The sequence below is a fragment of the Rhodovulum visakhapatnamense genome, from assembly GCF_004365965.1.
Taxonomy (GTDB): Bacteria; Pseudomonadota; Alphaproteobacteria; order Rhodobacterales; family Rhodobacteraceae; genus Rhodovulum; species Rhodovulum visakhapatnamense.
In genome coordinates, this window is record NZ_SOEB01000033.1 from 1 (window position 1) to 25170 (window position 25170).

A 25170-nucleotide genomic window follows, 5' to 3' on the forward strand; every position below is an offset into this window, starting at 1 on the left:
GTCCGACATAAGATCTCGTGCCAAGCTGGTCTCCATCGCAGATGCCAGCTTGAATCATGCCCTACGCACGAGCGGAATCCCTTTTGTCAACACGATCTAGGCTTTTTCGGCGCAGGGAGGCCGGGCGGCATGAGACGGTTTGCGATCCTTCTGGCGGCAGGCCTGCTGCGCGCGGCCTCGGTCCAGGCCCAGATGTGGATGCCGCTGACCGGCACCGGCGGCGAGTTCGACGGTGCCGTGGTCTGCGAGGATCACCCCTGGGGCGAAAGCTCCTGCATCCTTTTGGGATGCCGCGCCGGGCAGCCGATCGATCTTTATGTCGTCTCCCGCACGCTCACGCGGTCCGGGCTGACCGATGCGATGCTGACCGTCGACGGGCGCGTCATCTCCGTTGCCGCGTTCCAGCGACAGGAGGGCCATGACGATCTCTTCTTCGCGGGCGCGACCCGGCAGAGCATCGAGGCCATCGCGGAACCGCTGCGCCGGGGCAGCCGCTTCGCGCTGGACTTCGAGGGCGGCGCTGCGGGACTGACGCTTCAGGGCTCGCTGCGGGGGTCGTCCCGCGCCATCGACCATGCGCTGTCGGTCTGCCCGATGCCGCTGCCCGCGCCCGTGGCCGACCCCGCCGGGGACGCGCTGGCGCAGGTGCAGCGGGATTGCGCCGAGATCGGCGGCACCGTCACGCCAGAGCAGCCGATGGCCCGGCCGGTCGATATCGACGGCGTCGCGCCCATGGATCTTGCCGTCGATTTCGGGGCGGTCCGGTGTTCGAGCGCGAGCTCGTTGTATTGCGGCTCGGGCGGCTGTTCGCAGCAGATCTACCTGGGTGTTGCGGGCGGGGGCTATCGTCCGATCTACGGCGATACGATGTACGGATTCGAGGTGCCGAGCCCGGGGGTGCTGCGCGTCGATGTGCATGGCAGTGCCTGCGGACGCGTCGGGGCCTCGGGGGCATGCAGGCTGACCTTCCGGGTCGATCCCGACGGCGTGACGCTTTTGTCGAAGGAGTAGGGGCGGTTGGGATGCTGCCCGCGGGCATGATCCGGCGGGCCGGAGCGCGGGGGCGCAGGCCAACGGATCGGCCAGCGCGCGGGGGCGGCCGTGGCCGGGGCGGGGTCTCTCAGAGGCGCATCGTCTGCCCGGCTGCCGGGCAGCGGCGGCCACATCTGCCCAAGGATGCGGCAGATGTCAGCGTACCCGCCGCCGGGCGTCCGGGCGGGGATGGCGGGCTCGCGGGGCTCCGCTAAGAGAAAGGGGCCCGTCGGCCTTGGCCGGGGGCCTGCGAACGCGGTCGGGATGGGGACGGGCCGGATCGTTTCACGCAGCCTTCAAGTTCTGCGTTGCACTTACGGGTTCAGATGATACCTTTTTGGGCAACGGACGCAGAGCCGACAAGAAGAGCGGCCCCAAAAAGGGGGCGCCAGAACGACAGGGGATACCGGTTGACCGGAACAAGCGACGGTTTCGTGGTCTTCGACCGCGTGCAGAAGAGCTATGACGGGGAAACCCTCGTCGTCAAAGACCTCAATCTCTCCATCGGCAAGGGCGAGTTCCTGACGATGCTTGGACCCTCGGGGTCGGGCAAGACCACCTGTCTGATGATGCTGGCCGGGTTCGAGACCGCGACCCATGGCGACATCCTTCTGGACGGCAAGCCGATCAACAACATTCCGCCGCACAAGCGCGGGATCGGCATGGTGTTCCAGAACTACGCCCTGTTCCCGCACATGACGGTGGCCGAAAACCTGGCCTTTCCGCTGGAGGTGCGCAAGATCGGCCGATCTGACCGCGAGGCGAAGGTGCAGCGCGCGCTGGAAATGGTGCAGATGGGCGCGTTTGGCGGCCGCCGACCGGCGCAGCTTTCGGGCGGCCAGCAGCAGCGGATCGCGCTGGCCCGCGCGCTGGTCTTCGAGCCCGAGCTGGTCCTGATGGACGAACCGCTGGGCGCGCTCGACAAGCAGCTGCGCGAGCATATGCAGTTCGAGATCACCCGGCTGGCCCACAATCTGGGGATCACCACGGTCTATGTGACCCATGACCAGACCGAGGCGCTGACCATGTCGGACCGGGTCGCGGTGTTCAACGACGGGCGTATCCAACAACTGGCCCGGCCCGACGAGCTTTACGAGAAACCCGTGAACAGTTTCGTCGCCCAGTTCATCGGCGAGAACAACACGCTGCTTGGGCGCGTCAAGGAGATCGACGGTACCGCGCTGGTCGAACTGGACGATGGCGAGGTCATCGACGCCATGCCGGTCAATGTCTCGCGTCCCGGCGAACGGACGCTGGTCTCGATCCGGCCCGAGCGGGTCGAGATCGACCCCAAGCGGCTCACGCCCGGGGCGCATCTGATTCATGCCGAGGTGCTGGAATTCATCTATATGGGCGACATCTACCGGACCCGGCTGCGGGTCGCGGGAAACGACGATTTCGTCATCAAGACCCGGAACGCCCCGGATCAGCGCCGGCTGAGACCCGGCGAGCATATCGAGATCGGCTGGTTGCCGGAGGACTGCCGCGCGCTGGACGCGCCCTGACGGTTTCCGGGCCCGCCTTGCCCGGGGGCGGTGGCCGGAGCAACACTGAACCGGGCCAAGTCAGCAGGGAGATCGCAATGACGATCAGACATCTTCTTTCCGCAACCGCGCTGGCGGCGCTGCCCGCCGGATTTGCCTTTGCCGAGGACCTGCCGCCCTGCGAGGGCTGCGCCGACAGCTTGACGGTCGTGTCCTGGGGAGGGGCCTACCAGACCAGTCAGCAGAAAGCCTATTCCGAGCCCTATGCCGAGATGACCGGCACGGGCTTCACCTGGGACGAAAGCTCGAACGAGGCGGTGGCCAAGCTGCGCGCCATGAACGAGGCGGGCAACGTCACCTGGGATCTGGTCGATGTCGAGGGCCCGGACAGCCAGCGTCTTTGCGACGAAGGTCTGGCGATGGAGGTGGATCTCGACGAGATGCTGGCGCCCGGGGCCGACGGCACCCCGGCGTCCGAGGATTTCGGCGACAGCGTCATCAACGATTGCTTCGTGCCGCAGATCGTGTTCTCGACCACATTCGGTTACCGCACCGATGTCGCGGCCTGGAACGGCAAGGAGCCCGAGAATCTCTGCGCGCTGTTCGATACCGAGACCTTCCCGGGCAAGCGCAGCCTCGAGAAGCGTCCGAAGAAGAACCTCGAATGGGCGCTGCTGTGCGACGGCGTGACCAAGGACGAGCTTTACGACGTGCTCGACACGCCCGAGGGCGTGGACCGCGCGCTGGCCAAGCTCGACACCATCAAGGACGACGTGATCTGGTGGTCGGCGGGCGCCGAGACGCCCCAGCGCCTGGCCGATGGCGAGGTGGTCATCGGCTCGACCTATAACGGCCGTCTGTTCAGCCTGATCGTCGAGCAGAAACAGCCGGTGAAGATGCTCTGGGACTGGCAGGTCTTCGACTATGACGGCTGGATCATCCCCGCCGACCTGCCCGAAGACCGGCTGAACCGGGTGATGCACTTCCTGCATTTCGCGACCGACACCCAGCGCCTGGCCGATCAGGCCAAGTATATCTCTTACGGCCCGTCGCGCGCCTCGTCGCAGCCGCTGGTGTCGACCCATGCCGAGCTTGGCATCGAGATGGCGCCGTTCATGCCCACCAACCCCGAGAACCAGAAGAACTATCTGGTGAACAACATCGAATGGTGGGCCGACAACCAGGATGACGTCGAGGCCAAGTTCCAGGCCTGGCTCGCCAGGTAAACCCGCCCGTCGGGCAGCGCGCCCCTGCGGGCGGCGCGCTGCCCCGACATTCCGGCCGGGGCGCGCGCGTGTGCCTGACGCGTGCACGCCCGGGCTCCAAGCACAAGACCAGGGGGACGCGCGAGATGCCCAAGGGGTATATCATCGCCCATATCACCGTGACCGATCCGGAGGCCTACCGCGAGTATGTCGACCGCGACACGCCCATTCTTGAAAGCTTCGGCGGACGGTTCATCGTCCGGGGCGGCGCCTCGGAAGCGCCCGAAGGGCCGATGAAGGACCGCCATGTGGTGATCGAGTTCCCCGATTTCGAGACCGCGAAGCGCGCCTTCCATTCGCCCGAATACCAGGAGGTCGCGCGCATCCGCCACGCCACCGCGTTCAGCGACATCGTTCTGGTCGAGGGCGTGGCATGACCGAGACCGCCACCGACCCCACCGGCCCGGTCCTGGCCGCCGACGGCCTGCCGCTCAAGCGCAGCCTGCGCCGCGCGCTCCGGGCGCAGAAGCTGCGCGCGCTGATGCTGATCGCGCCGCTGCTGATCTTCATCCTGGTGACCTTCATCGCGCCCATCGCCGACATGCTGTTCCGGTCGGTCGAGAACGAGATCGTCGCCGATACCCTGCCGCGGACCGCCCGTGCGATCCAGGATTACGACCCGGATCTGGGCGGGATGCCCTCTGACAAGGTTCTGGCAGCCTTCACCTACGATCTGGTCGCCGCGGACGAGCGCAAGCAGCATACCCGCCTCGGCTCGCGGCTGAACTACGAGTATTCCGGGATCTCGTCCCTGTTCCGCAAGACCGGTCGCCGGGTCGACGATTTCGGCGAGACCTATCGCGACCAGTTCGCCGCGGTCGATCCCGCCTGGGAAGAGCCCGCCACCTGGATCGCGCTGATGGCCGATCCGGACTGGGTCGCCGAATACCGGGCCTGGACCGCGGCGGGCGATGCCGCCAAGGCCGCGCGGCGCGATTTCGCGCAGGCCCAGCCGCTGTTCCGGCTGCGCGACGGGGTCGAGGACATCCTGCCCGAGACCGCCAGCGCCTATGCCGAATTCGCCCGCATCGTGCAGGTCGAGGACGGCGACGACCCGGCGGCCGAAGGACCCTGGGCGCCGGTCTATCTGGCGCTTTACCGGGACCTTCTTCATGTCGGGCCGGGCGCCATCGCCCAGCTCGGCCCCGAGGCCGAGGCGATGCTGGATGCCGCCCATGACGCGGTCGAGGATTTCGCGCCGGTCGATCTGTCCGGGCTGTATCTGAAAGCCGACAAGGATTGGGCCGATCCCGGTGTCTGGGGCACGATCAAGGCCTTCTCTCCCGCCTACACGCCCGGCTATTTCCTGAATGCGGTCGATCTGCAACTCACGCCCGGCGGGGTCGCGGCCCAGCCCGAGGACCGGCAGATCTACATCATGCTGTTCGAGCGGACGCTGTTCATGAGCCTGATGATCATGGGGTCCTGCGTGCTTCTGGGCTATCCGATCGCCTATCTGCTGTCGAACCTGCCGCTCCGGACCTCGAACCTGTTGATGATCCTGGTGCTCTTGCCGTTCTGGACCTCGCTTCTGGTGCGGACCTCGGCCTGGAAGGTGCTCTTGCAGCAACAGGGGGTGATCAACGACGTCCTCGTCTGGCTGGGGATCGTGTCGAACAGCGGGCGGCTGATCCTGATCAACAACCAGACGGGCACCATCATCGCGATGACGCATATCCTGCTGCCCTTCATGATCCTGCCGCTTTATTCGGTGATGAAGACCATTCCGCCCACTTACGTGCGGGCCGCGAAAAGCCTTGGCGCCACCAACTGGACGGCCTTCTGGCGGGTCTACTTCCCGCAATCGGTGCCGGGGATCGGCGCGGGCTGCATCCTCGTCTTCATCCTGGCTATCGGCTATTACATCACGCCCGAACTGGTCGGCGGGACCAACGGCACCTTCATCTCGAACCGGATCGCCTATCATATCTCCAGCTCGCTCAACTGGGGGCTGGCGGCCGCGCTGGGCTCGATCCTGCTGGCGGTCGTGCTGATCCTTTACTGGGCCTATGACAAGCTCGTGGGCATCGACAATGTGAGCCTGGGGTAACGCGCATGTCACAGATGGACCTTCCCCCCTATGCCACGGCCGGTCAGCGGATCTGGCATTATGCCTTCTACGTGATCTGCGGGCTGATCTTCTTCTTCCTGATCGCGCCGATCCTCGTCATCATCCCGCTCAGCTTCAACGCCGAGAATTTCTTCACCTTCACGCCGAAAATGCTGGCGCTCGACCCCGAGGGCTATTCGCTGAAGCATTATCAGGAGTTCTTCACCAGCAATTCCTGGCAGCATGCGCTGTGGAACTCGGTCAAGATCGCGCCCGCCGCCACGCTTCTGGCGGTCGGGCTCGGTACGCTCGCGGCGGTGGGGCTCAGCCAGGAACATGTGCCGTTCCGCCGGGCGATCATGGCGATCCTGATCTCGCCGATGATCGTGCCGCTGATCATCTCGGCGGCGGGGATGTATTTCTTCTATTCCCGGATCGGGCTGCAGGGCACCTATGTCGGCGTGGTGCTGGCCCATGCGGCGCTGGGCATTCCCTTCGTCATCATCACCGTGACGGCGACGCTGGTGGGGTTCGACAAGTCGCTGACGCGCGCGTCGGCCAGCCTTGGCGCGAACCCTGTCACGACCTTCTTCAAGGTGCAGATGCCGCTGATCCTGCCGGGCGTCGTCTCGGGCGGGCTTTTCGCCTTCATCACCTCCTTCGACGAGGTGGTGGTGGTGCTGTTCGTCGGCTCGGCCAACCAGCAGACGCTGCCCTGGCAGATGTTCACGGGGCTGCGCGAACAGATCAGCCCGACCATTCTGGCGGTCGCGACGATCCTCGTGGTGATCTCGATCGGGCTGCTGACGGCGGTCGAGATCCTGCGGCGCCGGTCCGAAAAGATGCGCGGCATGAGCCCGGGCTGAGCGGGCGGGGCAGGGCCCCGTTCTCCGCTTGACGGAACAACCGCCGCGCCTGTCTTGTTGAAGAGATGTCTACGGCAAGGGAGGGGAGGCCATGAAACCGTTCAAGACACTGGTACTCGTCGCCAACGAGCGCGAGGCCCGACTGCTGGTCAATCTGGGTCCCGGCAAGGGGCTGAGGGAGGTCAGCCATTTCCAGAAGGCGCGCGAGATCGAATATGCCGACGGGCGCGGCCGCGACCAGGGCGGACCGGCGGCCGGGCGCCACGCGCTGGAGCCAGCGACCAGCGCGCGACAGCTGAGCCGCGAGAGCTTTGCGATGCATGTTCTGTCGGTCGCGGCCGAGGCCTGGGTGCGGGGCGACTACGACCGCTTCGTGATGACCGCGCCGCCGCAGATGCTGGGCGAATTGCGCAACCGCATCGAAGGCCCGCTTGAGCGCGCGCTTGCCGTCGATCTGAACAAGGACATCGTGGGGGTTGCAGCGACGGACCTGCCTCGCCATTTCGAAGAGGTGATCGTGTTCTGAGACGGGCTGCGTGGGGTAGCCCGGGAATGCGGTCGCAGCGGAGGCTGGACCAATGACCGATACCAACTCGACGCTCAACGACGGCGCGCGGGCATCGGGCGCCCAGGGCAAGGGCTACCGTCCCGCGCTGATCCGGGGGGGCTGGATGCTTGTCATGCTGGCCCTCTTCTACGCCGCGCACACGGTGCTGATCATCGCGGCCGTGCTGCAATTCGGCTGGATTCTCTTCGCCAAGGAAGAGAACGAGCGGATCGCCGAATTCGGCGACAAGCTGGCCAACTGGATGGCGATTGCCGCGCGCTACCTGACGGTGGCGAGCGAAGCCAAGCCTTTCCCCTGGACCGACTGGAGATAATCGGCCGATCCCGGGCGCAATCGGACCGGGTGGCGCAGAGCCTGCGCCGCCCGGCAGTGCGGCGGGGGCTCAGTCCTCCATCGCCTCCAGTTCGTCGATGAAGCCCGAGATCATCGACAGGCCCTTGTCCCAGAAGGCCGGGTCCGAGGCGTCGAGCCCGAAGGGGGCCAGCAGATCCTTGTGGTGCTTGGACCCGCCCGCCTTCAGCATGTCGAGATACTTGTCCTGGAAGCCCGGACCGCTTTCCTCGTAGACCGCGTAAAGCGCATTCACCAGCCCGTCGCCGAAGGCATAGGCATAGACGTAGAAGGGCGAATGGACGAAATGCGGGACATAGGCCCAGAAGGTCTCGTAGCCCGGCATGAACTCGAAGACGGGCCCGAGGCTTTCGCCCTGAACGCTCATCCAGATTTCGTTGATGTCCTCGGGTGTCAGTTCGCCGCCGCGCCGCGCCGCGTGCAGCTTGCATTCGAAATCGTAGAAGGCGATCTGGCGCACGACCGTGTTGATCATGTCCTCGACCTTGCCCGCCAGCAGGGTCTTCTTCTGTGCCTGCGTCGTGGCGCCCGCCAGCAGCTTGCGGAAGGTCAGCATCTCGCCGAACACGGAGGCCGTCTCGGCCAGCGTCAGCGGCGTCGAGGCCAGCAATTCGCCCTGACCGGCGGCCAGCACCTGATGGACGCCGTGCCCCAGCTCATGGGCGAGCGTCATCACGTCGCGCGGCTTGCCCAGATAGTTCAGCATCACATAGGGGTGGACGTCGGTCACGGTGGGATGGGCGAAGGCCCCCGGCGCCTTGCCGGGTTTGACGCCCGCGTCGATCCAGCCCCGGTCGAAGAAGGGTTCGGCGATCTCGGCCATCTTCGGCGAGAATTCTGCATAGGCCTCCATCACGGTGGTCTTGGCAGCGTTCCAGCCGACCGTCTTCGGCTCCTCGATGGGCAGCGGCGCGTTGCGGTCCCAGACCTGCAGCTTGTCGAGCCCCAGCCATTTCGCCTTCAGCGCGTAATAGCGGTGCGAGAGCTTGGGATAGGCCGCGACCACGGCATTGCGCAGCGCCTCGACCACCTCGGGTTCGACATGGTTCGACAGATGCCGCCCGGTCTGCGGCGTCGGCATCTTGCGCCAGCGGTCCTCGATCTCCTTCTCCTTGGCGAGCGTGTTATGGACCCGGGCAAAGAGCTTGATATTGGCGCCGAAAACCTCGGCCAGCGCGCGCGCGGCCGCCTCGCGCCTGTCGCGGTCGGGATCGGTCAGCAGGTTCAGCGTGCCCTCGATCCCCAGCGCCTCGTCGCCGACTTCGAAGCCAAGCCCGGCGACGGTTTCGTCGAACAGCTTGTTCCAGGCGCTCGCGCCCACCACCGACTGGTCGTGCAAGAATTTTTCCAGCTCGTCCGACAGCTGATAGGGCCGCATCGCCCGCATCCGGTCGAAGACGGGCTTGTAGCGCGCAAGGGCCGGGTCGGCCGTGATCACGGCCTCATAGGCACTGTCGCCGATCCGGTTGAATTCGAGCGAGAAGAACACCAGCGGCGTGGTCGCCGCGGTGATGCGGTCCTGGCAATCCGACAGGAACTTGGCGCGGCCCGCATCCATGGTGTTCTGATAATAGCGCAGCCCCGCAAAGGACATGATCCGCCCGGCCACGCGGTCGATGGCCTCGTAGCGCTCGACGCAAGCCAGCATGCCGGCGGCGTCGAGCCCGGCCAGCTTGCCCTCGTAATCGGCCGCGAAGGCCGTGCATTCCTGTTCGAGCCAGTCCATGTCCCGGGCGATTTCAGGGGCGTCGGGGGCCGCGTAGAGATCGGACAGATCCCATTCCGGCAGGTCGCCCAGAGCGCCGCCGGCGCTGGCATTGGCGTCGAAGACGGGGGCGGGCGGGGCGATGCGCATGGGCGATCCTCATTTGTTGTCTCGACCCAGAGATAGAGTGCCGGGGGGCGGCGGTTCAAGCGCCGGGCTGTCCTTCAGGGCCTGCGTCCGGGTCCGGCGCCTCCAGCAGGGCCTTCAGATCGTCCAGGGTATTGGCCTCGGCCGCGGGCTTGTCGCGCCGCCAGCGCGCCATCCGGGGAAAGCGCAGGGCAAGGCCGGATTTGTGGCGCGGACTGGCCCGGATGCCCTCGAAGGCGATCTCGAAGACCAGTTCGGGCGCGACCTGTCGCACCGGGCCGAAGCGTTGCAGGGTATTCCTGCGCACCCAGGCGGTGATTTCGCCGAATTCGGCATCGGTCAGCCCGGAATAGGCCTTGGTCACCGGCACCAGCGCCTCGCCGTCCCAGACCGCGAAGGTGAAATCGGTGTAAAGCGTCGCGCGCCGCCCGTGCCCCGCCTGGGCATAGATCATCACCGCATCGACGGTCAGTGGATCGAGCTTCCATTTCCACCAGTCGCCTTTCCTGCGCCCGGCCAGATAGGGCGCGTCCGCGCGTTTCAGCATCACGCCTTCGGCCTCGGCCATGCGCGCCGCGCCCCGGGTCCGGGCCAGATCCTGCCAGTCGTCGAAGGGCAGGACCGGCGACAGGCGCAGCGGCCCGCCGGGCGGCACGCCTGCGATGATCTGTTCCAGCCGGGCGCGGCGTTCGGCCAGCGGGCGGGACCGGAGGTCGGCGCCGCCATCTTCCAGCAGGTCATAGGCAACGAAGGCGGCCGGCGCCTCGGCCAGCAGCCGTTTCGACACGGTCTTCCGCCCGATCCGGGTCTGGAGCACGGCGAAGGGCAGGGGGCGGCCGTCTTTCCAGGCCAGGATCTCGCCGTCGAGCACGGTGCCTGCGGGCAGGAAATCGCGGGCTACGGCCAGTTCGGGAAAGCGGTCCGTGATCAGGTCCTCGCCGCGCGACCACAGGAAATGCGTCCCGCCGCGCGCGATCAGCTGGCCGCGGATGCCGTCCCACTTGTATTCGGCGATCCAGTCGACGGGCGCGCCCAAGGCCTCGGGCGGGCCCTCGATCTGATAGGCCAGGTAGAACGGATAGGGGCGCGAGAGCGCCGCGGCCGGGTCGGGCGCCTCGATCAGCGCCCGCCAGCTGGTCGTCGCGGGGGTCCAGTCGCCCATCAGGCGGTGCGCCAGCTCGGCCTCGTCCTGCCCGGTGGCACGGGCCAGCGCGCGGGTCATCAGGGTCTGGCTGACGCCGACGCGGAACCCGCCGGTCAGCAGTTTGGTGTAGAGGAACCGTTCGGTCCCGCCGAGGCTGTCCCAGGCGTCAAGGATCGCGGTCTTGCGGGCGGGCTCGTCCATCGCGGCCATGGCAAGGATGTCGGCCATCCGGGCCGACAGGCTGAGGTCGCTGTCCTGCCCGGGCGGCGGCAGGACCAGCGCGATGGTCTCGGCCAGATCGCCCACCACCGGGTAGCAGTCCTCGAACAGCCAAAGCGGCAGCCCCGCCCGTTCGGCCGCCCATTCCCGCAGCCGCGCAGCCGTCACCGCCCGGCGCGGCCGCCGCCCCGACAGAAGCGCCACGGTCCAGAGCCGGTCGGGCTCGGGCGCCTCGGCCAGATAGGCGGCGAGCGCCTCGACCTTGGCGTTTGTGCGGGTGGTCCGGTCAAGAGCGGTATAGAGGGCGGCGAAGCGGTTCATTCCGCGTCGCCTTCGGTCGTTTCGCCCTCCCAGGCGGTGGCGACGATGCCCGCATCATAGCCCTGTTCGGCCAGCCAGCGCCGGAACGGGCCGGTATAGCCATGGGTCACCAGAACCCGCTCGGCCCCCGTCGCGCGGATCGCGGCGTTGAGCCCGTCCCAGTCGGCATGATCGGACAGCACGAAGCCGCGGTCGGCCGCGCGCCGCCTGCGCACACCGCGCAGCGCCATCCAGCCCGAGGCGAGGCCGGTCGAGGCCTGCCCGAAGCGCCGCGCCCAGGCGCTGCCAAGGGCCGAGGGCGGGGCCAGCACCAGCGCGCCGGGATGGGCGCGCGGGTCGGTTTCGGGCGTGACCGGCACCGTGTCGGGCAGGGCGATGCCTTGCGCGCGCATCACCCGGCAGGTGGCCTCGATGGCGCCATGGGTCAGGATCGGGCCCGGCCCTGCGCCGTCGCCAAGCCCGACCAGCAGCCGCTGTGCCTTGCCAAGCGCATAGGCGCCCAGAAGGCTCGCGCGGCCCCGAGCCGCGTTTTCCGCCCACCAGTCGCGGATTTCGGCCATCACCTGCGCTTGCGGGCGCCAGCGGAAGACCGGCAGCCCGAAGGTGCATTCGCTGATGAAGGTGTGGCAGGGCACCGGCTCGAACGGGTCCGACAGCCCGTCGGGCTCGGGCTTGTAATCGCCCGAGACGACCCAGACCTCGCCCTTGTGCTCGACCCGGATCTGGGCCGAGCCGGGCACATGGCCCGCCGGGTGGAACGAGACCGACGCCGCGCCGATCCGGCGCGTCTCGGCGTAGCGGATCGTGTCGAGCGCGATGGCGCCCAGCCGGTGGCGCATGACCGGGGCGGCGGTGTCGGTTGCCAGATAGCGGCGGTGGCCGGGGCGGGCATGGTCGGCATGGCCATGGGTGATCAGCGCCCGGTCGACCGGCGCCCAGGGGTCGATGTGGAAATCGCCCGCAGGGCAGTAAAGCCCTTGCCCGGTGACGGTCAGAACGCTCATGACCCGACTATAGCGCGGCCCGGGGCCGGGGCGATTGCATTCGGTGCGGCGGCGGCGCATAGCGCCTCCATGGCCGATGTGCATGTGACCGAACCGATCCATCCCGACGCGCTGGCGCTGCTGGCGGCGGCGGGGCTGAGTGTGTCTTGCGGCTGGGAGGACAGCGACCCCGCGGCCGGGCTGGCCGCTGCGCGGGCCTGGATCCTGCGCACCTTCGTGGTGAGCCCTGCGATGATCGCCGGGGCGGCCGCATTGCAGGCGATCTGCAAGCACGGGGTCGGCACCGACAACATCCCGGTGGCCGAGGCAGAACGCCGGGGCATTCCGGTCTTCAACACGCCCGGGGCCAATGCCAATGCGGTGGCCGAGCATACGATGATGCTGCTTCTGGCGCTGGCGCGGCAGGCGGTGGCGATGGACCGTGTCGCGCGGACGGGCTTTCAGGGCGTCGAGCGGCTGGCGCCGGTCGAGCTTTCGGGCCGGCGGATGCTGATCGCGGGCTTCGGGCCGATCGGCCAGCGGGTCGCGCATCTGGCGCGGGCCTTCGGGATCGAGGTCACGCTCTGGCACCGGCGGCTCAGCGAGCAGGAGGCAGGCGTGCCGGTGCTGCGCGATCTGCGGGCCGCGCTGCCCGCCGCGCAGATCCTCAGCCTGCATCTGCCGCTGAACGAGGGCACGCGCGGGCTGATCGGCGCGGCCGAGCTGGCGGCGCTGCCCGAGGGCGCGATCCTGATCAATACCGGGCGGGGCGGTGTCGTCGACGAGGCGGCGCTGGTCGCGGCCGCGCCCCGGCTGGGCGGCATCGGGCTCGATGTGTTCGAGACCGAACCGGCGCGACCCACCGACCCGCTTTTCGCATTGCCGAATGCGCTGGTCTCGCCCCATGCCGCGGCGCGGGGCGACCAGAGCTTTCGTCGGATGGGGATGATGGCCGCCGAGGCCGCGATCCGGGCGCTCGGCGCTTGACAGTGGGGGGAACCCCTGTATAAGCGCGCCATTCCGGCCCCTCGCGGCCGGGATTTTCATTGGTGTTGGTGGCCCCCGCAAGGGGATGCCTGTCAGGGTCCGGGCCGTGCCGGAACGGGTCCAGAGGACAACGCCCTTCATTGCCGCCCCCGGGCGGCGCCCGTTTGAAGGAGATCAGCCGTGACCAAACGCACGTCTGCCAAGTACAAGATCGACCGCCGCATGGGCGAAAACATCTGGGGCCGCGCCAAGTCCCCGGTCAACCGCCGCGAATACGGCCCCGGCCAGCACGGCCAGCGCCGCAAGGGCAAGCTGTCCGACTTCGGGATCCAGCTGCGCGCCAAGCAGAAGCTGAAAGGCTACTACGGCGACATGACCGAGAAACAGTTCCGCCGCATCTTCGCCGAGGCCGAGCGTCAGCGCGGCGATACCGGCGAGCTGCTGGTCGGTCTGCTGGAGCGCCGTCTCGACACCGTGGTCTACCGCGCCAAGTTCGTGCCGACCATCTTCGCCGCCCGCCAGTTCGTGAACCACGGCCATGTGACCGTGAACGGCCAGCGCGTCAACATCCCGTCCTACCGGGTCAAGGAAGGCGACGTGGTCGAGGTCCGCGAGAAGTCCAAGCAGATGGCCGCGCTGCTCGAAGCGACCCAGCTGGCCGAGCGTGACGTTCCCGACTATATCGAGGCCGACCATTCCAAGATGACCGCTACCTTCGTGCGGATCCCGGGTCTTGGCGACGTGCCCTATCCGGTGCTGATGGAACCCCACCTCGTCATCGAATTCTACGCGCAGAACTAAGGTTCCGCGCCGACCCGCAAGATCTGGGGCCCGTCCTGCCGCGCGCAGGGCGGGCTCTCTGCGTTGCGGGCGCTGCGGCCTCGGGCGCCGGTCCGGCGGAATCCCTGTCGCCGCGCCGGTTCGCCCGCTTGCCCGAATCCGGGCGGCGCGCTATGGGCCGCTCGCAGAGGGTCCCTGGGAGTTCCGATCATGGCCGAAAAACCTTCCGTCGAGCAGGCGTTCGAACGCGGGCTTTTCGCATCGCGCTGGCTGATGGCGCCGATGTATCTGGGCCTCGTGGTGTCGCTGGCGATGCTGGTCGTCGTCTTCATGCGCGAGATCGCCTATTACGCGCCGCAGGTGCTGACCATGTCCAGCGAGACCGCGATCCTGGCGGTGCTGACGCTGATCGACCTGACGCTGGCGGCCAACCTGCTGCTGATCGTGCTGTTCTCGGGCTACGAGAATTTCGTCTCGAAGCTGGATATCGGCGCCCATAGCGACCGGCCCGACTGGATGGGCACGGTCGATTTCTCGGGGCTCAAGATGAAGCTGATCGCCTCGATCGTGGCGATTTCCGGGATTCACCTGCTGAAACGCTTCATGGAGATCGGGCAGGCCAAGGCCGATGCGATTTATGGCGATACCGAACTGTTCTGGCTGGTGCTGATCCACATGGTCTTCGTGCTGTCGGGCGTGCTGCTGGCGGCGATGGACTGGCTGTCGGCGCGCGCCGGGAAACACTGAGCCGGGGCGGCCCGGCCACGCCGGTCACGCGGTCCGCCGAACCGCCCGGGCGGGGTCTTTTCTTGCTGGCCTTGGCCCCGGCCGTGGGCTACGGATGCCCGCCAAGGAGACAACGAAAATGACCAGGATCCCCCCCCAACCCGGAATTCTCGAGATCGCCCTTTACCAGGGCGGGCAGTCGAAAATCGAGGGGATGAGCGATGTCGTCAAGCTGTCGTCGAACGAGAACCCGTTCGGCACCTCCGAGAAGACGAAAACCGCCTTCTCGCGCTGCGTGCACAGCCTGCATCGCTATCCCTCGACCGACCATGCCGAGCTGCGCGCCGCCATCGGCGAAGAGCACGATCTCGATCCCGAGCGGGTGATCTGCGGCGTCGGGTCGGACGAGATCATCGCCTTTCTCTGTCAGGCCTATGCCGGTCCCGGCGACGAGGTGATCCATACCCGGCACGGCTTTGCCATGTACCGGATTTCGGCACTGGCCGCGGGGGCGACGCCTGTCGAGGTCGAGGAGGTCGAGCGCACCGTCGATGTCGACGCGATCCTTGCCGGGGTCACCGACCGGACCCGGATCGTGTTTCTGGCCAATCCGGGCAACCCCACCGGCACCATGATCCCCGAGGCCGAGACCCGGCGGCTGGCCGAAAACCTGCCCGAGCGCGTGGTGCTGGTGCTTGATGCGGCCTATGCCGAATATGTCGAGGGCTTCGATGGCGGCCGCGCGCTGGTCGACCGGCACCATAACGTGGTGATGACCCGGACCTTCTCGAAGATCTACGGCCTCGGCGGGCTACGGGTCGGCTGGGCCTATGCCGCGCCCGAGGTGATCGGCGTGCTGAACCGGGTCCGCAGCCCCTTCAACCTCGGCCAGGCGCAGCTTGAGACCGCCGAGGCCGCGGTGCGCGATCAGGCGTTCGTGGCGCGCTGCCGGGCCGAGAACACGCGGCTTGCGGCCTGGCTGGCCGGGGCGCTGACCGAGGCGGGCGTGCCGACGGACCCGACCTTTGCCAATTTCGTGCTGCCCCGCTTTGCCGACGCGGCCGAGGCCGAGGCCTGCGATGCCTATCTCAAGTCGCAGGGGCTGATCGTGCGCCGGGTCGGCGGCTACAAGCTGCCCCATGCGCTGCGCATCACCGTGGGCGACGAGGCCGCCTGCCGCCGGGTGGCCCATGCCGTGCGGGCGTTCAAGGAGGGGGCTCGGTGAGCAGCCCGCTCTATGATCGGGTCGCGCTGATCGGGCTGGGCCTGATCGCGGGCTCGATGGCGCTGGCGATGCGCCGGGCGGGGCTGGCGGGCGAGATCGTCGGCACCGCCCGTTCGGCCGAGACCCGCGCCATTGCCGCCGAGATCGGGCTGGTCGACCGCGTGGTCGAGACTGCGGCCGAGGCCGCTGAGGGTGCCGATCTGGTGGTGCTGGCCGTGCCGGTCGGCGCGATGGGCGCGGTTGCGGCCGAGATCGCGCCGCATCTGGCACCCGGCGCCACCTTGACCGACGTGGGGTCTGTCAAGCGCGCGGTGATCGAGACGGTCGCCCCGCATGTGCCCGAGGGCGTCCATTTCATTCCTGCCCACCCGCTGGCCGGGACCGAGCATTCGGGGCCCCGGTCGGGCTTTGCCGAACTGTTCGACAATCGCTGGAGCCTGATCGTGCCGGTGCCCGGCACCGACCCGGCCGCGACCGAGCGGCTCCGGCGGCTCTGGGAAGGCATGGGCGCCAATGTCGAGGAGATGGACCCCGACCACCACGATCTGGTTCTGGCGGTCACCTCGCATGTGCCGCACCTGATCGCCTATACCATGGTCGGCGTCGCCGACGACCTGCGCCGGGTGACCGACAGCGAGGTCATCAAGTATTCGGCCGCGGGCTTTCGCGATTTCACCCGGATCGCGGCTTCGGACCCGACCATGTGGCGCGACGTGTTCCTGACCAACAAGGAAGCCACGCTGGAAATTCTCGGCCGCTTCACCGAAGAGCTGTTCGCGCTGCAGCGGGCGATCCGGACCGGGCAGGGCGACGAGCTGTTCGACTATTTCACCCGGACCCGTGCCATCCGGCGCGGCATCATCGAGGCCGGCCAGGATACCGACGCGCCCGATTTCGGCCGCGGCACCAAGGCCCGGACCTGATGCGGCGCGCGGGCCTCGGTCTTGCGCTGGTTCTGATCGCCGGAACGGGAAGCGCCGCCACGCTCGACAGTGTGCTGCGCCCGAAGCCGCGCCCGGCCGCCACCCAGGCTGCCACCCGGGCCGATGCCGCGACTGTGGCGATGGCAGAGGGGCCGGCCGCCTTGGGCAGGACCCTTGCCCCGGCGCGCCCGCAGCCGCGCCCCGAGGGCGATGCCGAGCTGCCGCTGGCCGGGACCGAGCCTGACCCGGCCCCGGGTTTCGCGCTGCGCCCGCATGCCCGGCCGACCGTCGCGGGGGCGCCCGCGCGCGTGCGCGAGGTGACGGCCGATATGACCCTCGGCCGGTCCGCCCGGCCCGAGCCGCGTCCGAGAACGCCCTATCAGGTGGCGTCGCTGTCGGCGGCGGGCATCCGCACCCAGCCCTCGGCCATCCTGACCCCGCGCGGCGGTGTCGTCTGCGGCGATCCCGCGATCACCGGCCAGATGATCGCGCCGATCCCGGGCCGGATCGCGGGCTGCGGGGTCGACCGGCCGGTGAGGGTGACGGCGGTCGACGGCGTGGCGCTCAGCCAGGCCGCCACCATCGATTGCGACACTGCCCGCGCGCTGCGGGTCTGGGTCAGCGACGGCATCAAGCCCGCTGTGGGGCGTCTGGGCGGGGGCGTTGCCTCGCTGAAGGTCTTTGCCCATTACGCCTGCCGTCCGCGCAACAACCAGAAGGGTGCCAAGGTGTCCGAACACGGGCGCGGCCATGCCGTCGATATCGGCGCGGTGACCTTGCGCAACGGCGTGTCGATGACGGTGGCCCGGGGCTGGAACGACGCCGCGCAGGGCAAGATCCTGCGCCGCATCCATCGCGCGGCCTGCGGTCCCTTCGGCACCGTTCTTGGCCCCGGGTCGGACGGGTTTCACAAGGATCACATCCATGTCGACACGGCGCGCTACCGCAGCGGGTCCTATTGCCGCTGACGCGGCCGGAGCCGTCTAGCGCAGCCGCAAATTCGGCGCAGGTCCCAGCGGCACCGGGCCGAGCCACACTTGCCCCAGCGCAAGGCGCAGCGGCACGTCCAGCATGCCGGGCCGCCCCGACAGCCCCGCCAGCAGCCCCAGCGCCTCTTCCAGCCGGTCCGCGAGCGGCGCGGAAAGCCGCCCCGAGCCGCGCGCAAGCGCGATCATCTCGCGCCAGTTGGTGGCCCGCAGCGTGAGGCTGCCCGAGGGCTGGCCTTCGGCATCGACATCGAACCGGCCTGCCGCCTGCAACGCCAGATCGCCCCATTGCGCGTCAAGCCGCCCGATCTCGACCTGCCGCAATTGCGGCCGCCGGTCCTCGACCGCGTGCCGGTCCCAGGGCGCGTCGAAGACCGCCACGGCCTCGATCGCGACCTGCTGGAAGACGGGCGGCAGCAGCCCGGCCGGATCGAGCGTCGCGACAAGCTTCTCGGGCGGGCGCATGCCGCTCGCGGACAGGCGCAGCCGCTGGGCGCCGGGGCGCTCGTCAAGCGCGGCCGTCTCGATTTCGGCGCCATCCATCGAGGCGCGCCAGCCCGCATCCGACACCAGCCCGAAGGCGCCGATGGAAAGCTGCGCCGAAACCAGCTCCAGCGCCAGACCCGGGCGGAAGGCAAGCGCGCCGGTCATCGCCTCGGCGGTGACCTCGATCCTCTCAGTGGGTGTCGCGATCCGCTGGGTCTCGGGCCAGCGAACGGTGACGCGCTGGGGCCGGTGGCTGTGCGCGGAAAAGCCGAACCAGGGCAGCGACCAGGCCAGCCCCGTGGCCGGATCGGCCAGGTCCAGAGGCGCGAGACGGGTGTCGAAGCGGGCCGGGAAGCCGGTCACCGAGATGCGGCCCGCATCGGCTGCCCACCCTTCGGCGCGGCGGGCATCGAGCCAGCCTGCAAGACCGCGTTCGATCCCGCGCGCGGCCAGCGCCCAGTAGCCCGACCAGGCCAGCGCCGCCAGCACCGCCAGAGACAGAAGAAACCGCATCGCCTTCGCCCCCTTTCGTCCCACGCCCCGATAAGGGTAACAGGGGGCGACGGGAAAGGACCAGACGATGCAGGACGGCTTGTGGGTTTTCGGCTATGGATCGCTTCTGTGGAAGCCGGGCTTCGAGGTGGCCGAGAGGCGGCTCGCGCGGCTCGACGGCTGGCATCGCAGCTTCTGCATGCGCTCGATCCATCATCGCGGCAGCGAGGCCGAGCCGGGGCTGGTGCTGGCGCTGGATGCCGCGCCGGGGGCCTCTTGCCATGGCGTGGCGCTGCGGGCCGCGCCGGGGAGCGAGGAGGCGACCCTGGCCGCGCTGCGGGAACGCGAACTGATCTCGTCGGCCTATTTCGAGGTCGAGCTTGAGGTGACGCCGGAGGCTGGCCCCGACGGGACGGTGCCCGCAGCCTTGCGGGTGGTGGCCTATGTGATCGACCCCGATCACGTGCAGTATTGCGGCGGGCTGCCGCTGGACGAGCAGGCGCGCATCATCGCCCGGGCGAAGGGCGGGATGGGGCCGAACGACGAGTACCTGTTCAATACGGTGGCGCATCTGGCCGAGCTGGGCCTCGCCGATCCCGATCTGGACTGGCTCGCCCAGCGGGTCAGAGCGCTGCAAACGGATTGATTGTTGTGGGGGCGCCCGGCTTCGCCTAGTCTCTGCCCCAAGAATGACCGGGCCAGAACCCAATCCCATGGACAAGACCCCTCGCGAGGCCGAACCGCAGTTTTCCAGGCCGCTGCGGCAGGTTGTGTTGATGACAAGTTCCTGCGTGCTGTTCGCGACGGGGGCCTATCTGGCCTATCCGCAGGTGGCGCCGGTCTTCATGGCCAGCCCCTATCTGAACGGGGCGATCTTCTTCGTCTTCCTGATCGGCGTCGCGACCTGCTTCCTGCAGGTGATCCAGCTGGGCGCCTCGGTGCGCTGGATCGAGGATTTCGCCAATGGCGTGCCCGGCCATAACCTGACCCGCGCGCCGCGCCTGCTGGCGCCGCTGGCGGCTTTGCTGCGCAAGCGCCGCGACAAGCGGATGCAGATCAACACGGGCTCGGCCCGCACCATCCTCGATTCCGTTGCCTCGCGCATCGAGGAACAGCGCGACATTACCCGCTATCTGACCAACCTGCTGATTTTCCTCGGCCTTCTGGGCACCTTTTACGGGCTGGCCACGGTGGTGCCGGCGGTGGTGGACACCATCCGCTCGCTTGCGCCGCGCGATGGCGAGGGGGGCGTCGAGGTGTTCGGGCGGCTGATGACCGGGCTCGAAAGTCAGCTGGGCGGCATGGGCACGGCCTTTGCCTCGTCGCTTCTGGGGCTCGCGGGCTCGCTGGTGGTGGGGCTTCTCGAACTCTTCGCGGGCCACGGCCAGAACCGGTTCTATCAGGAGCTCGAGGAATGGCTGTCGTCGATCACCCGGCTCGGGTTCTCGACCGGCGAGACCGAGGGCGAGGTCAGTGCCGAGGTCGGGCTGCTGGCCGCCACGCTCGACCAGCTGGCCGAGCAGATGGAGGGGCTGCACACGCTCTTTGCCGAATCCGAGGGCGAGCGGGTGGCGCTGGAAAGCCGGGTCGGCACGCTTGCGGAGGCGGTCAACACGCTGGGCGCGGCGATGGAGCGCCAGCTTGACGACACGCGCGCGGTGACCGAGGCGCTGTCGCGGGTGGCCGATGCGCAGGGACGCGCGACCGCCGCCATCGAGGCGCGGATGGGCGAGGAGGGCGCGCTGGCCGATGCCGAGGCGCGGATGCGGCTGCGGTCGATCGACGTGCAGCTTCTGCGCATTCTCGAAGAGATTTCCGCCGGGCGTCAGGAGACGGTGACCGATCTGCGCGGCGATCTGGCGGCGCTGGGCCGGGTGCTGTCGCGGCTGGCGCCCGGGGACGAGCGGTGGGGCTGAGATGGCCCTGACCCGGCGCGGCGGCGGGCGGTTTCAGGCCACGATCTGGCCGGGCTTCGTCGATGCGATGACGGCGCTGCTGCTGGTCCTGATGTTCGTGCTGTCGATCTTCATGCTGGTGCAGGAGATGCTGCGCGAGACCATCACCGGGCAGAAAAGCGAACTGACCGAGCTGAATGCCGAACTGTCGGCGCTGGCCGATGCGCTGGGCATGGAACGGCAGCGCGCCTCGGGGCTGGAAGAGCAGGTGGGCGAGCTGGGCGCGGCACTCAGCACGGCGCGGACCGATGCCGAGGCAAAGGCGGCGCTGATCGCGGCGCTGCGCGACCGGGTCTCGACGGGCGAGGCCGATCTGGCCGCCGCGCGGACCCGGATCGAGGATGTCGAGGCGCGCATGGCTCGGCTTCTGACCGAACGCGACGCGGCGCTGGCACGTGGCGATGCGCTGGCGGGCGAGGTGGCCGAGCTTGAGGGCACCCGCGACCGGTTGGAGGCGGCGCTGGCCTCGACGCGGCAAGAGGTCGACGCCCAGACCGAGGCCGCGCGGCTGGCTGCGGCCCGGCGCGAGGCGCTGGAGGCCCTGATTGCCGACCTGCACGCCCGGAACGCGGAAACCGAGGCGGCCCGTGCGGCGCTGGCGGACAAGGTCGAAAGCACCGAGGCCGCGCTGTCGCAGGCCGAAAAGGACCGTCTGGCCGAGGCGGCGGCGGCTGCGGCGCTGCGCGACAGGCTGGCCGGGTCCGAGGACGAGCTGACCGCCATGAGCCTGGCGCTGGAAGAGGCCCGCAAGCGAGCCGAGGACACGCTGACCCTGCTGGCGGCGGCCGAGAAGGCGCGCGATCAGGCCGCGGCCAGGGCCGAAGGCGCGCTGACCGAGGCCGACCGGCGCGCGGCGTTGCTGGCGGTGGCGAACGAGACGCTGGACAAGGAAGAGGCCAAATCGGCTGAAAGCCAGCGGCAGGTCGAATTGCTGAACCGCCAGATGGCGGCGCTGCGCGGCCAGTTGGGCGAGTTGCAGGGGTTGCTGGACGCCGCCGAGGATCGCGATGCCGCGGCCCAGATCCAGATCGAGACGCTGGGCCGCAAGTTGAATGCGGCGCTGGCGCGGGCGGCGTCCGAACAGCGCGCCCGGGCCGAACTGGAGGAAGCCGCGCGCCGCAAGGCCGAGGAAGAGGCCGCGCGGCTTGCCGCCGAGAAGAAGACGCTGGAAGGCTACCGGTCGGAATTCTTCGGGCGGATGCGCACGCTGCTGGCCGGGCGCGAGGGCGTCAGGATCGTGGGCGACCGCTTCGTGTTTTCCTCCGAAGTGCTGTTCGAGACCGGCAAGGCGGATCTGTCGGACGATGGCGAGTCGCAGATCGCCAATGTGGTCTCGATCCTGCGCGAGGTCGCGGGCGAGATCCCGCCCGATATCGACTGGATCCTGCGGGTCGACGGCCATACCGACGACGTGCCGCTGGCGAAGGGCGCCGATTTTGCCGACAACTGGGAACTCAGCCAGGCCCGCGCCCTGTCGGTGGTGCGCTACATGACCGAGGATCTGGGCTTTCCGCCCGACCGGCTGGCGGCGGCGGGCTTCGGTCAGTACCAGCCGGTGGCGCGGGGCAACAGCCCCGAGGCGCGCGCCCAGAACCGCCGGATCGAACTGAAGCTGACCGAGCGCTGAGGTTCAGCGCCGCCGCCGTCCCTTGGGAACCGGCAGCGGGCGCACCCGCTTTTCGATCTCGTCATAGAGCATCCCGGCGATGTTCTTGCCCGAGGCCTTCTCGATCCCTTCGAGCCCGGGCGAGGAATTGACCTCCAGCACCTTGGGCCCGTCATGGGCGCGCAGAACGTCGACTCCGGCGAGGTTCAGCTTGAAGGCACGGGCCGCGCGGACGGCGGTTTCGCGCTCCTGCGGGGTGATCTTGACCGGAACCGCATAGCCGCCCTGATGCAGGTTCGACCGGAAATCGCCCTCGGCGCCGGTCCGCTTCATCGCCGCCACGACCTTCGAGCCGACGACAAGACAGCGGATGTCCTCGCCCGCGGCTTCCTTGATGAAGCGCTGGACGAGGAACGAGGCCTTCAGTCCGCGAAAGGCCGAGATCACTGATTCGGCCGCGTTGTTGGTCTCGGCCAGCACCACGCCCTTTCCTTGTGTCGATTCCAGCAGCTTGACGATCAGCGGCGCGCCGCCCACCAGCGAGATCAGGTTGCCGGTATCCTTGGGCGAGGCGGCGAAGGCGGTGGTCGGCATTCCGATCCGGTGGCGGGCGAGGATCTGATGCGCATGCAGCTTGTCGCGGCTCGCGGTGATACCTTCCGAGCCGTTGACGCAATAGGTGCCGATGGTCTCGAACTGGCGGATCACGGCGGTGCCATAGGCCGTGACCGAGGCGCCGATCCTGGGAATGATCGCGTCATAGCGCGGCAGGCGGGCGCCATCATAGTGGACCTCGGGCGCCAGTGCGTCGAGCGCCATGTAGCAGCGCGCGGTGTCGATCACCTCGACCACATGGCCGCGCGCCTCGCCCTCGGCCACCAGCCGCGCGGTCGAATAGTTGTGCGGCTCGCGGCTGATCACGGCGACGCGCAGCACCCGCGCGGGCGCCACCTCGCGCACCCGGGCCGTGTGATAGACGTCATAGGACAGGCGGGGCTGGCAGAAGCTGTCGACCGGGCTGACCAGAACGTCCTCGCCCAGCGCCTGCCGGCCCAGCAGCATCCGGTAGGCCATGCCGCCCCGGTGGGTCAGGGTCAGCTCGATCGGCCAGCGCCGCTCGCCGACCACGATCTCGGCGGCGATGACATAGCGCCATTCGGAATCGCCGTTCGACGAGGTCACCTCGCGGCGGTCGACGATGGTGGCCGAGCAGGGGATCGACAGATCCTCGCGGCCCGGAATCGGATGCACCGCGAACCGGACCTTGGGCCGCGAGGCAGGGCCGAAGGGTTCGATGTCGAAGGCATGCAGCGCCGAGGTCTTGGCGCCGGTATCGACCTTGGCCTTCATCGCGGGCAGCCCCAGCTCGGGCAGCGAAATCCATTCTTCCCAGCCAAGGCGAAAGCCCGGGAGCGCCGGTTCGGTGTGCTCGGTCATGCGGATCGTCCTGTGCGGTGGCCGGGCGCCGGGCCCGTTCCCTTCCCCAAGTGCTGTCCGGTATCCTGTCCCGAGGCCGGACCTCTCGCGCCCTGTTAGCGAAGCCCGCTCCGGGGGCACAAGCGGCGCATCGTCCCGGGGCCGAAGATTTTCATCTGAAGCGGCGCGCCGGAGCCTCTGTCCCCGGCCGCGCCAGGCTGATATGCGAACGCCCATGACGACATTCGGTTTCACCCTTCATGCCACCGACGGGGCCGCGCGCAGCGGCGCCATCGCAACCCCGCGCGGCACGATCCGCACCCCCGCCTTCATGCCTGTCGGCACCGCAGGCACCGTCAAGGCGATGCTGCCCGAAAGCGTGGCCGCGACCGGGGCCGACATCCTTCTGGGCAATACCTATCACCTGATGCTGCGGCCCGGGGCCGAGCGGGTGGCGCGCCTTGGAGGGTTGCACGCCTTCATGCATTGGAACAAGCCCATCCTCACCGATTCCGGCGGGTTCCAGGTCATGAGCCTCGCCGGGCTGAGGAAAATGTCGGAAGACGGGGTCGCCTTCCGGTCGCATATCGACGGCTCGACCCACATGCTGAGCCCCGAACGCAGCATGGAGATCCAGCGCCTCTTGGGGTCCGACATCGTGATGTGTTTCGACGAATGCCCGGCGCTCCCGGCCTCCGAGGCCGAGGTCGCGCGCGCGATGCGGCTGTCGATGCGCTGGGCCGAGCGGTCGAAGCAGGCGTTCGGCGACCGTCCCGGCCATGCTCTGTTCGGGATCATGCAGGGCGGCGTCACCCGCGAGCTGCGCGAGGAATCGGCCGAGGCGCTGACGGCCATCGGCTTCGACGGCTATGCGGTGGGCGGGCTCGCGGTGGGCGAGGGGCAGGAGGCGATGTTCGGCGTCCTTGACTACGCGACCGGTTTCCTGCCCGCCGACCGGCCGCGCTATCTGATGGGCGTCGGCAAGCCCGACGACATCGTGGGCGCGGTCGCGCGCGGCATCGACATGATGGATTGCGTTCTGCCCTCGCGCTCGGGGCGTACGGGGCAGGCCTTTACCCGGCGCGGCGTCGTCAACATCAAGAACGCCCGCCATGCCGACGATCCGCGGCCGCTGGACGAGCACTGTTCCTGCCCGGCCTGCCGCAACTATTCGCGCGCCTATCTGCATCATGTGTTCCGCGCGCAGGAGATCCTCTCGTCGATGCTGCTGACCTGGCACAACCTGCATTATTTCCAGGAGCTGATGGCGGGCATGCGCGCGGCGATCGCCGAGGGCCGTTTCGCGGCCTGGCAGGCGGCGTTCCATGCCGGGCGGGCCGAGGGCGATATCGAGCCGCCCTAGGTCGTGTTGACAAAAGGGATTCCGCTCGTGCGTAGGGCATGATTCAAGGTGGCATCTGCGATGGAGACCAGCTTGGCACGAGATCTTATG

General features: G+C 68.6%; 23 protein-coding genes. 18 read left to right on the forward strand and 5 right to left on the reverse strand.

Annotated features, from left to right (window positions below; translation table 11 throughout):
• The first annotated feature begins 129 nt into the window (after positions 1-129).
• The 8 genes from EV657_RS19395 (at position 130) to EV657_RS19430 (ending at position 7578) form a co-directional block, all read left to right on the forward strand.
• Entirely contained in the window at positions 130-1011 is an 882-nt protein-coding gene (locus EV657_RS19395; RefSeq protein ID WP_113668792.1) for a hypothetical protein, read from the forward strand.
• Between the two features lie 431 nt (positions 1012-1442).
• Positions 1443-2537, forward strand: a complete 1095-nt coding sequence (locus EV657_RS19400) for an ABC transporter ATP-binding protein (RefSeq protein WP_075786966.1) — start codon at positions 1443-1445, stop codon at positions 2535-2537.
• A gap of 77 nt (positions 2538-2614) precedes the next feature.
• Positions 2615-3742 carry an extracellular solute-binding protein gene (locus tag EV657_RS19405; RefSeq protein WP_134079431.1) on the forward strand — a complete coding sequence of 376 codons (1128 nt, stop codon included), beginning with the start codon at positions 2615-2617 and terminating at the stop codon, positions 3740-3742.
• Between the two features lie 125 nt (positions 3743-3867).
• On the forward strand, positions 3868-4158 hold the full coding sequence (locus tag EV657_RS19410) for a DUF1330 domain-containing protein (protein ID WP_113668794.1): 291 nt from the start codon (positions 3868-3870) through the stop codon (positions 4156-4158).
• Entirely contained in the window at positions 4155-5831 is a 1677-nt protein-coding gene (locus EV657_RS19415) for an ABC transporter permease (protein ID WP_134079433.1), read from the forward strand. The genes EV657_RS19410 and EV657_RS19415 overlap by 4 nt, the downstream gene beginning before the upstream one ends.
• Before the next feature lie 14 nt (positions 5832-5845).
• Positions 5846-6697, forward strand: coding sequence for an ABC transporter permease (locus EV657_RS19420; protein WP_075786962.1), 852 nt, complete (start codon positions 5846-5848; stop codon positions 6695-6697).
• Positions 6698-6788: 91 nt separating this feature from the next.
• Positions 6789-7223 (forward strand): baeRF12 domain-containing protein, encoded by a 435-nt coding sequence (locus EV657_RS19425; RefSeq protein ID WP_134079434.1) that lies wholly within the window; start codon positions 6789-6791, stop codon positions 7221-7223.
• A gap of 52 nt (positions 7224-7275) precedes the next feature.
• A complete protein-coding gene (locus tag EV657_RS19430; RefSeq protein WP_134079436.1) occupies positions 7276-7578 on the forward strand; it encodes a DUF4389 domain-containing protein in 303 nt (100 codons plus the stop codon).
• A gap of 69 nt (positions 7579-7647) precedes the next feature.
• Here EV657_RS19430 and EV657_RS19435 read toward each other — a convergent pair whose 3' ends face one another.
• The 3 genes from EV657_RS19435 to EV657_RS19445 are packed head-to-tail and all read right to left on the reverse strand — an operon-like array spanning position 7648 to position 12156.
• A complete protein-coding gene (locus EV657_RS19435; protein WP_134079438.1) occupies positions 7648-9471 on the reverse strand; it encodes a M3 family oligoendopeptidase in 1824 nt (607 codons plus the stop codon).
• Between the two features lie 55 nt (positions 9472-9526).
• Positions 9527-11152, reverse strand: a complete 1626-nt coding sequence (locus EV657_RS19440) for an ATP-dependent DNA ligase (protein WP_134079439.1) — start codon at positions 11150-11152, stop codon at positions 9527-9529.
• Complete coding sequence (locus EV657_RS19445; RefSeq protein ID WP_134079441.1) at positions 11149-12156, reverse strand: ligase-associated DNA damage response exonuclease; 1008 nt, start codon at positions 12154-12156, stop codon at positions 11149-11151. Before EV657_RS19445 ends, EV657_RS19440 begins: the two co-directional genes overlap by 4 nt.
• A gap of 69 nt (positions 12157-12225) precedes the next feature.
• On the opposite strand from EV657_RS19445, the gene EV657_RS19450 reads away from it, so the two are divergent.
• The 6 genes from EV657_RS19450 (at position 12226) to EV657_RS19475 (ending at position 17744) form a co-directional block, all read left to right on the forward strand.
• The gene (locus EV657_RS19450) at positions 12226-13122 is read left to right on the forward strand and encodes an NAD(P)-dependent oxidoreductase (RefSeq protein ID WP_166673740.1); all 897 of its coding nucleotides are present in this window, start codon (positions 12226-12228) and stop codon (positions 13120-13122) included.
• A 180-nt stretch (positions 13123-13302) separates the two neighbouring features.
• Positions 13303-13923 carry a 30S ribosomal protein S4 gene (rpsD, locus tag EV657_RS19455; protein WP_075786957.1) on the forward strand — a complete coding sequence of 207 codons (621 nt, stop codon included), beginning with the start codon at positions 13303-13305 and terminating at the stop codon, positions 13921-13923.
• A gap of 189 nt (positions 13924-14112) precedes the next feature.
• Positions 14113-14649 (forward strand): TIGR00645 family protein, encoded by a 537-nt coding sequence (locus EV657_RS19460; RefSeq protein ID WP_075786956.1) that lies wholly within the window; start codon positions 14113-14115, stop codon positions 14647-14649.
• Positions 14650-14767: 118 nt separating this feature from the next.
• Positions 14768-15853, forward strand: a complete 1086-nt coding sequence (gene hisC, locus EV657_RS19465; protein WP_075786955.1) for a histidinol-phosphate transaminase — start codon at positions 14768-14770, stop codon at positions 15851-15853.
• Complete coding sequence (locus EV657_RS19470; protein ID WP_075786954.1) at positions 15850-16776, forward strand: prephenate/arogenate dehydrogenase family protein; 927 nt, start codon at positions 15850-15852, stop codon at positions 16774-16776. Before hisC ends, EV657_RS19470 begins: the two co-directional genes overlap by 4 nt.
• Positions 16776-17744, forward strand: coding sequence for an extensin-like domain-containing protein (locus tag EV657_RS19475; RefSeq protein ID WP_243837754.1), 969 nt, complete (start codon positions 16776-16778; stop codon positions 17742-17744). Before EV657_RS19470 ends, EV657_RS19475 begins: the two co-directional genes overlap by 1 nt.
• Positions 17745-17759: 15 nt before the next feature.
• On the opposite strand, the gene EV657_RS19480 is transcribed toward EV657_RS19475, so the two are convergent.
• The gene (locus tag EV657_RS19480) at positions 17760-18761 is read right to left on the reverse strand and encodes a DUF2125 domain-containing protein (RefSeq protein WP_134079444.1); all 1002 of its coding nucleotides are present in this window, start codon (positions 18759-18761) and stop codon (positions 17760-17762) included.
• 67 nt (positions 18762-18828) lie between these two features.
• On the opposite strand from EV657_RS19480, the gene EV657_RS19485 reads away from it, so the two are divergent.
• The 3 genes from EV657_RS19485 (at position 18829) to EV657_RS19495 (ending at position 22322) form a co-directional block, all read left to right on the forward strand.
• Positions 18829-19386 carry a gamma-glutamylcyclotransferase gene (locus EV657_RS19485; RefSeq protein WP_075786952.1) on the forward strand — a complete coding sequence of 186 codons (558 nt, stop codon included), beginning with the start codon at positions 18829-18831 and terminating at the stop codon, positions 19384-19386.
• 67 nt (positions 19387-19453) lie between these two features.
• Complete coding sequence (locus EV657_RS19490; RefSeq protein WP_134079446.1) at positions 19454-20656, forward strand: biopolymer transporter ExbB; 1203 nt, start codon at positions 19454-19456, stop codon at positions 20654-20656.
• Position 20657: 1 nt separating this feature from the next.
• A complete protein-coding gene (locus EV657_RS19495) occupies positions 20658-22322 on the forward strand; it encodes a peptidoglycan -binding protein (RefSeq protein WP_134079447.1) in 1665 nt (554 codons plus the stop codon).
• 3 nt (positions 22323-22325) lie between these two features.
• On the opposite strand, the gene rimK is transcribed toward EV657_RS19495, so the two are convergent.
• Entirely contained in the window at positions 22326-23738 is a 1413-nt protein-coding gene (rimK, locus tag EV657_RS19500) for a 30S ribosomal protein S6--L-glutamate ligase (RefSeq protein ID WP_075786949.1), read from the reverse strand.
• A gap of 214 nt (positions 23739-23952) precedes the next feature.
• Here rimK and tgt point away from each other — a divergent pair, with 214 nt between their 5' ends.
• Positions 23953-25080: a tRNA guanosine(34) transglycosylase Tgt gene (gene tgt, locus EV657_RS19505; RefSeq protein ID WP_134079449.1), complete on the forward strand. Its 1128-nt coding sequence runs from the start codon at positions 23953-23955 to the stop codon at positions 25078-25080.
• Positions 25081-25170 lie beyond the last annotated feature (90 nt).

Excerpts from the sequence above, each read along its gene's own strand:
- EV657_RS19425 (WP_134079434.1), top strand. The coding sequence starts at position 6,789 with ATGAAACCGTTCAAGACACTGGTACTCGTCGCCAACGAGCGCGAGGCC.
- hisC (WP_075786955.1), top strand. The coding sequence starts at position 14,768 with ATGACCAGGATCCCCCCCCAACCCGGAATTCTCGAGATCGCCCTTTAC.
- EV657_RS19485 (WP_075786952.1), top strand. The coding sequence starts at position 18,829 with ATGCAGGACGGCTTGTGGGTTTTCGGCTATGGATCGCTTCTGTGGAAG.
- rimK (WP_075786949.1), bottom strand. The coding sequence starts at position 23,738 with ATGACCGAGCACACCGAACCGGCGCTCCCGGGCTTTCGCCTTGGCTGG.
- EV657_RS19405 (WP_134079431.1), top strand. The coding sequence starts at position 2,615 with ATGACGATCAGACATCTTCTTTCCGCAACCGCGCTGGCGGCGCTGCCC.
- EV657_RS19440 (WP_134079439.1), bottom strand. The coding sequence starts at position 11,152 with ATGAACCGCTTCGCCGCCCTCTATACCGCTCTTGACCGGACCACCCGC.
- EV657_RS19495 (WP_134079447.1), top strand. The coding sequence starts at position 20,658 with ATGGCCCTGACCCGGCGCGGCGGCGGGCGGTTTCAGGCCACGATCTGG.
- EV657_RS19420 (WP_075786962.1), top strand. The coding sequence starts at position 5,846 with ATGGACCTTCCCCCCTATGCCACGGCCGGTCAGCGGATCTGGCATTAT.
- EV657_RS19480 (WP_134079444.1), bottom strand. The coding sequence starts at position 18,761 with ATGCGGTTTCTTCTGTCTCTGGCGGTGCTGGCGGCGCTGGCCTGGTCG.
- EV657_RS19450 (WP_166673740.1), top strand. The coding sequence starts at position 12,226 with ATGGCCGATGTGCATGTGACCGAACCGATCCATCCCGACGCGCTGGCG.
- EV657_RS19395 (WP_113668792.1), top strand. The coding sequence starts at position 130 with ATGAGACGGTTTGCGATCCTTCTGGCGGCAGGCCTGCTGCGCGCGGCC.
- EV657_RS19460 (WP_075786956.1), top strand. The coding sequence starts at position 14,113 with ATGGCCGAAAAACCTTCCGTCGAGCAGGCGTTCGAACGCGGGCTTTTC.
- tgt (WP_134079449.1), top strand. The coding sequence starts at position 23,953 with ATGACGACATTCGGTTTCACCCTTCATGCCACCGACGGGGCCGCGCGC.
- EV657_RS19490 (WP_134079446.1), top strand. The coding sequence starts at position 19,454 with ATGGACAAGACCCCTCGCGAGGCCGAACCGCAGTTTTCCAGGCCGCTG.
- EV657_RS19415 (WP_134079433.1), top strand. The coding sequence starts at position 4,155 with ATGACCGAGACCGCCACCGACCCCACCGGCCCGGTCCTGGCCGCCGAC.
- EV657_RS19430 (WP_134079436.1), top strand. The coding sequence starts at position 7,276 with ATGACCGATACCAACTCGACGCTCAACGACGGCGCGCGGGCATCGGGC.
- EV657_RS19410 (WP_113668794.1), top strand. The coding sequence starts at position 3,868 with ATGCCCAAGGGGTATATCATCGCCCATATCACCGTGACCGATCCGGAG.
- EV657_RS19435 (WP_134079438.1), bottom strand. The coding sequence starts at position 9,471 with ATGCGCATCGCCCCGCCCGCCCCCGTCTTCGACGCCAATGCCAGCGCC.
- EV657_RS19445 (WP_134079441.1), bottom strand. The coding sequence starts at position 12,156 with ATGAGCGTTCTGACCGTCACCGGGCAAGGGCTTTACTGCCCTGCGGGC.
- EV657_RS19475 (WP_243837754.1), top strand. The coding sequence starts at position 16,776 with ATGCGGCGCGCGGGCCTCGGTCTTGCGCTGGTTCTGATCGCCGGAACG.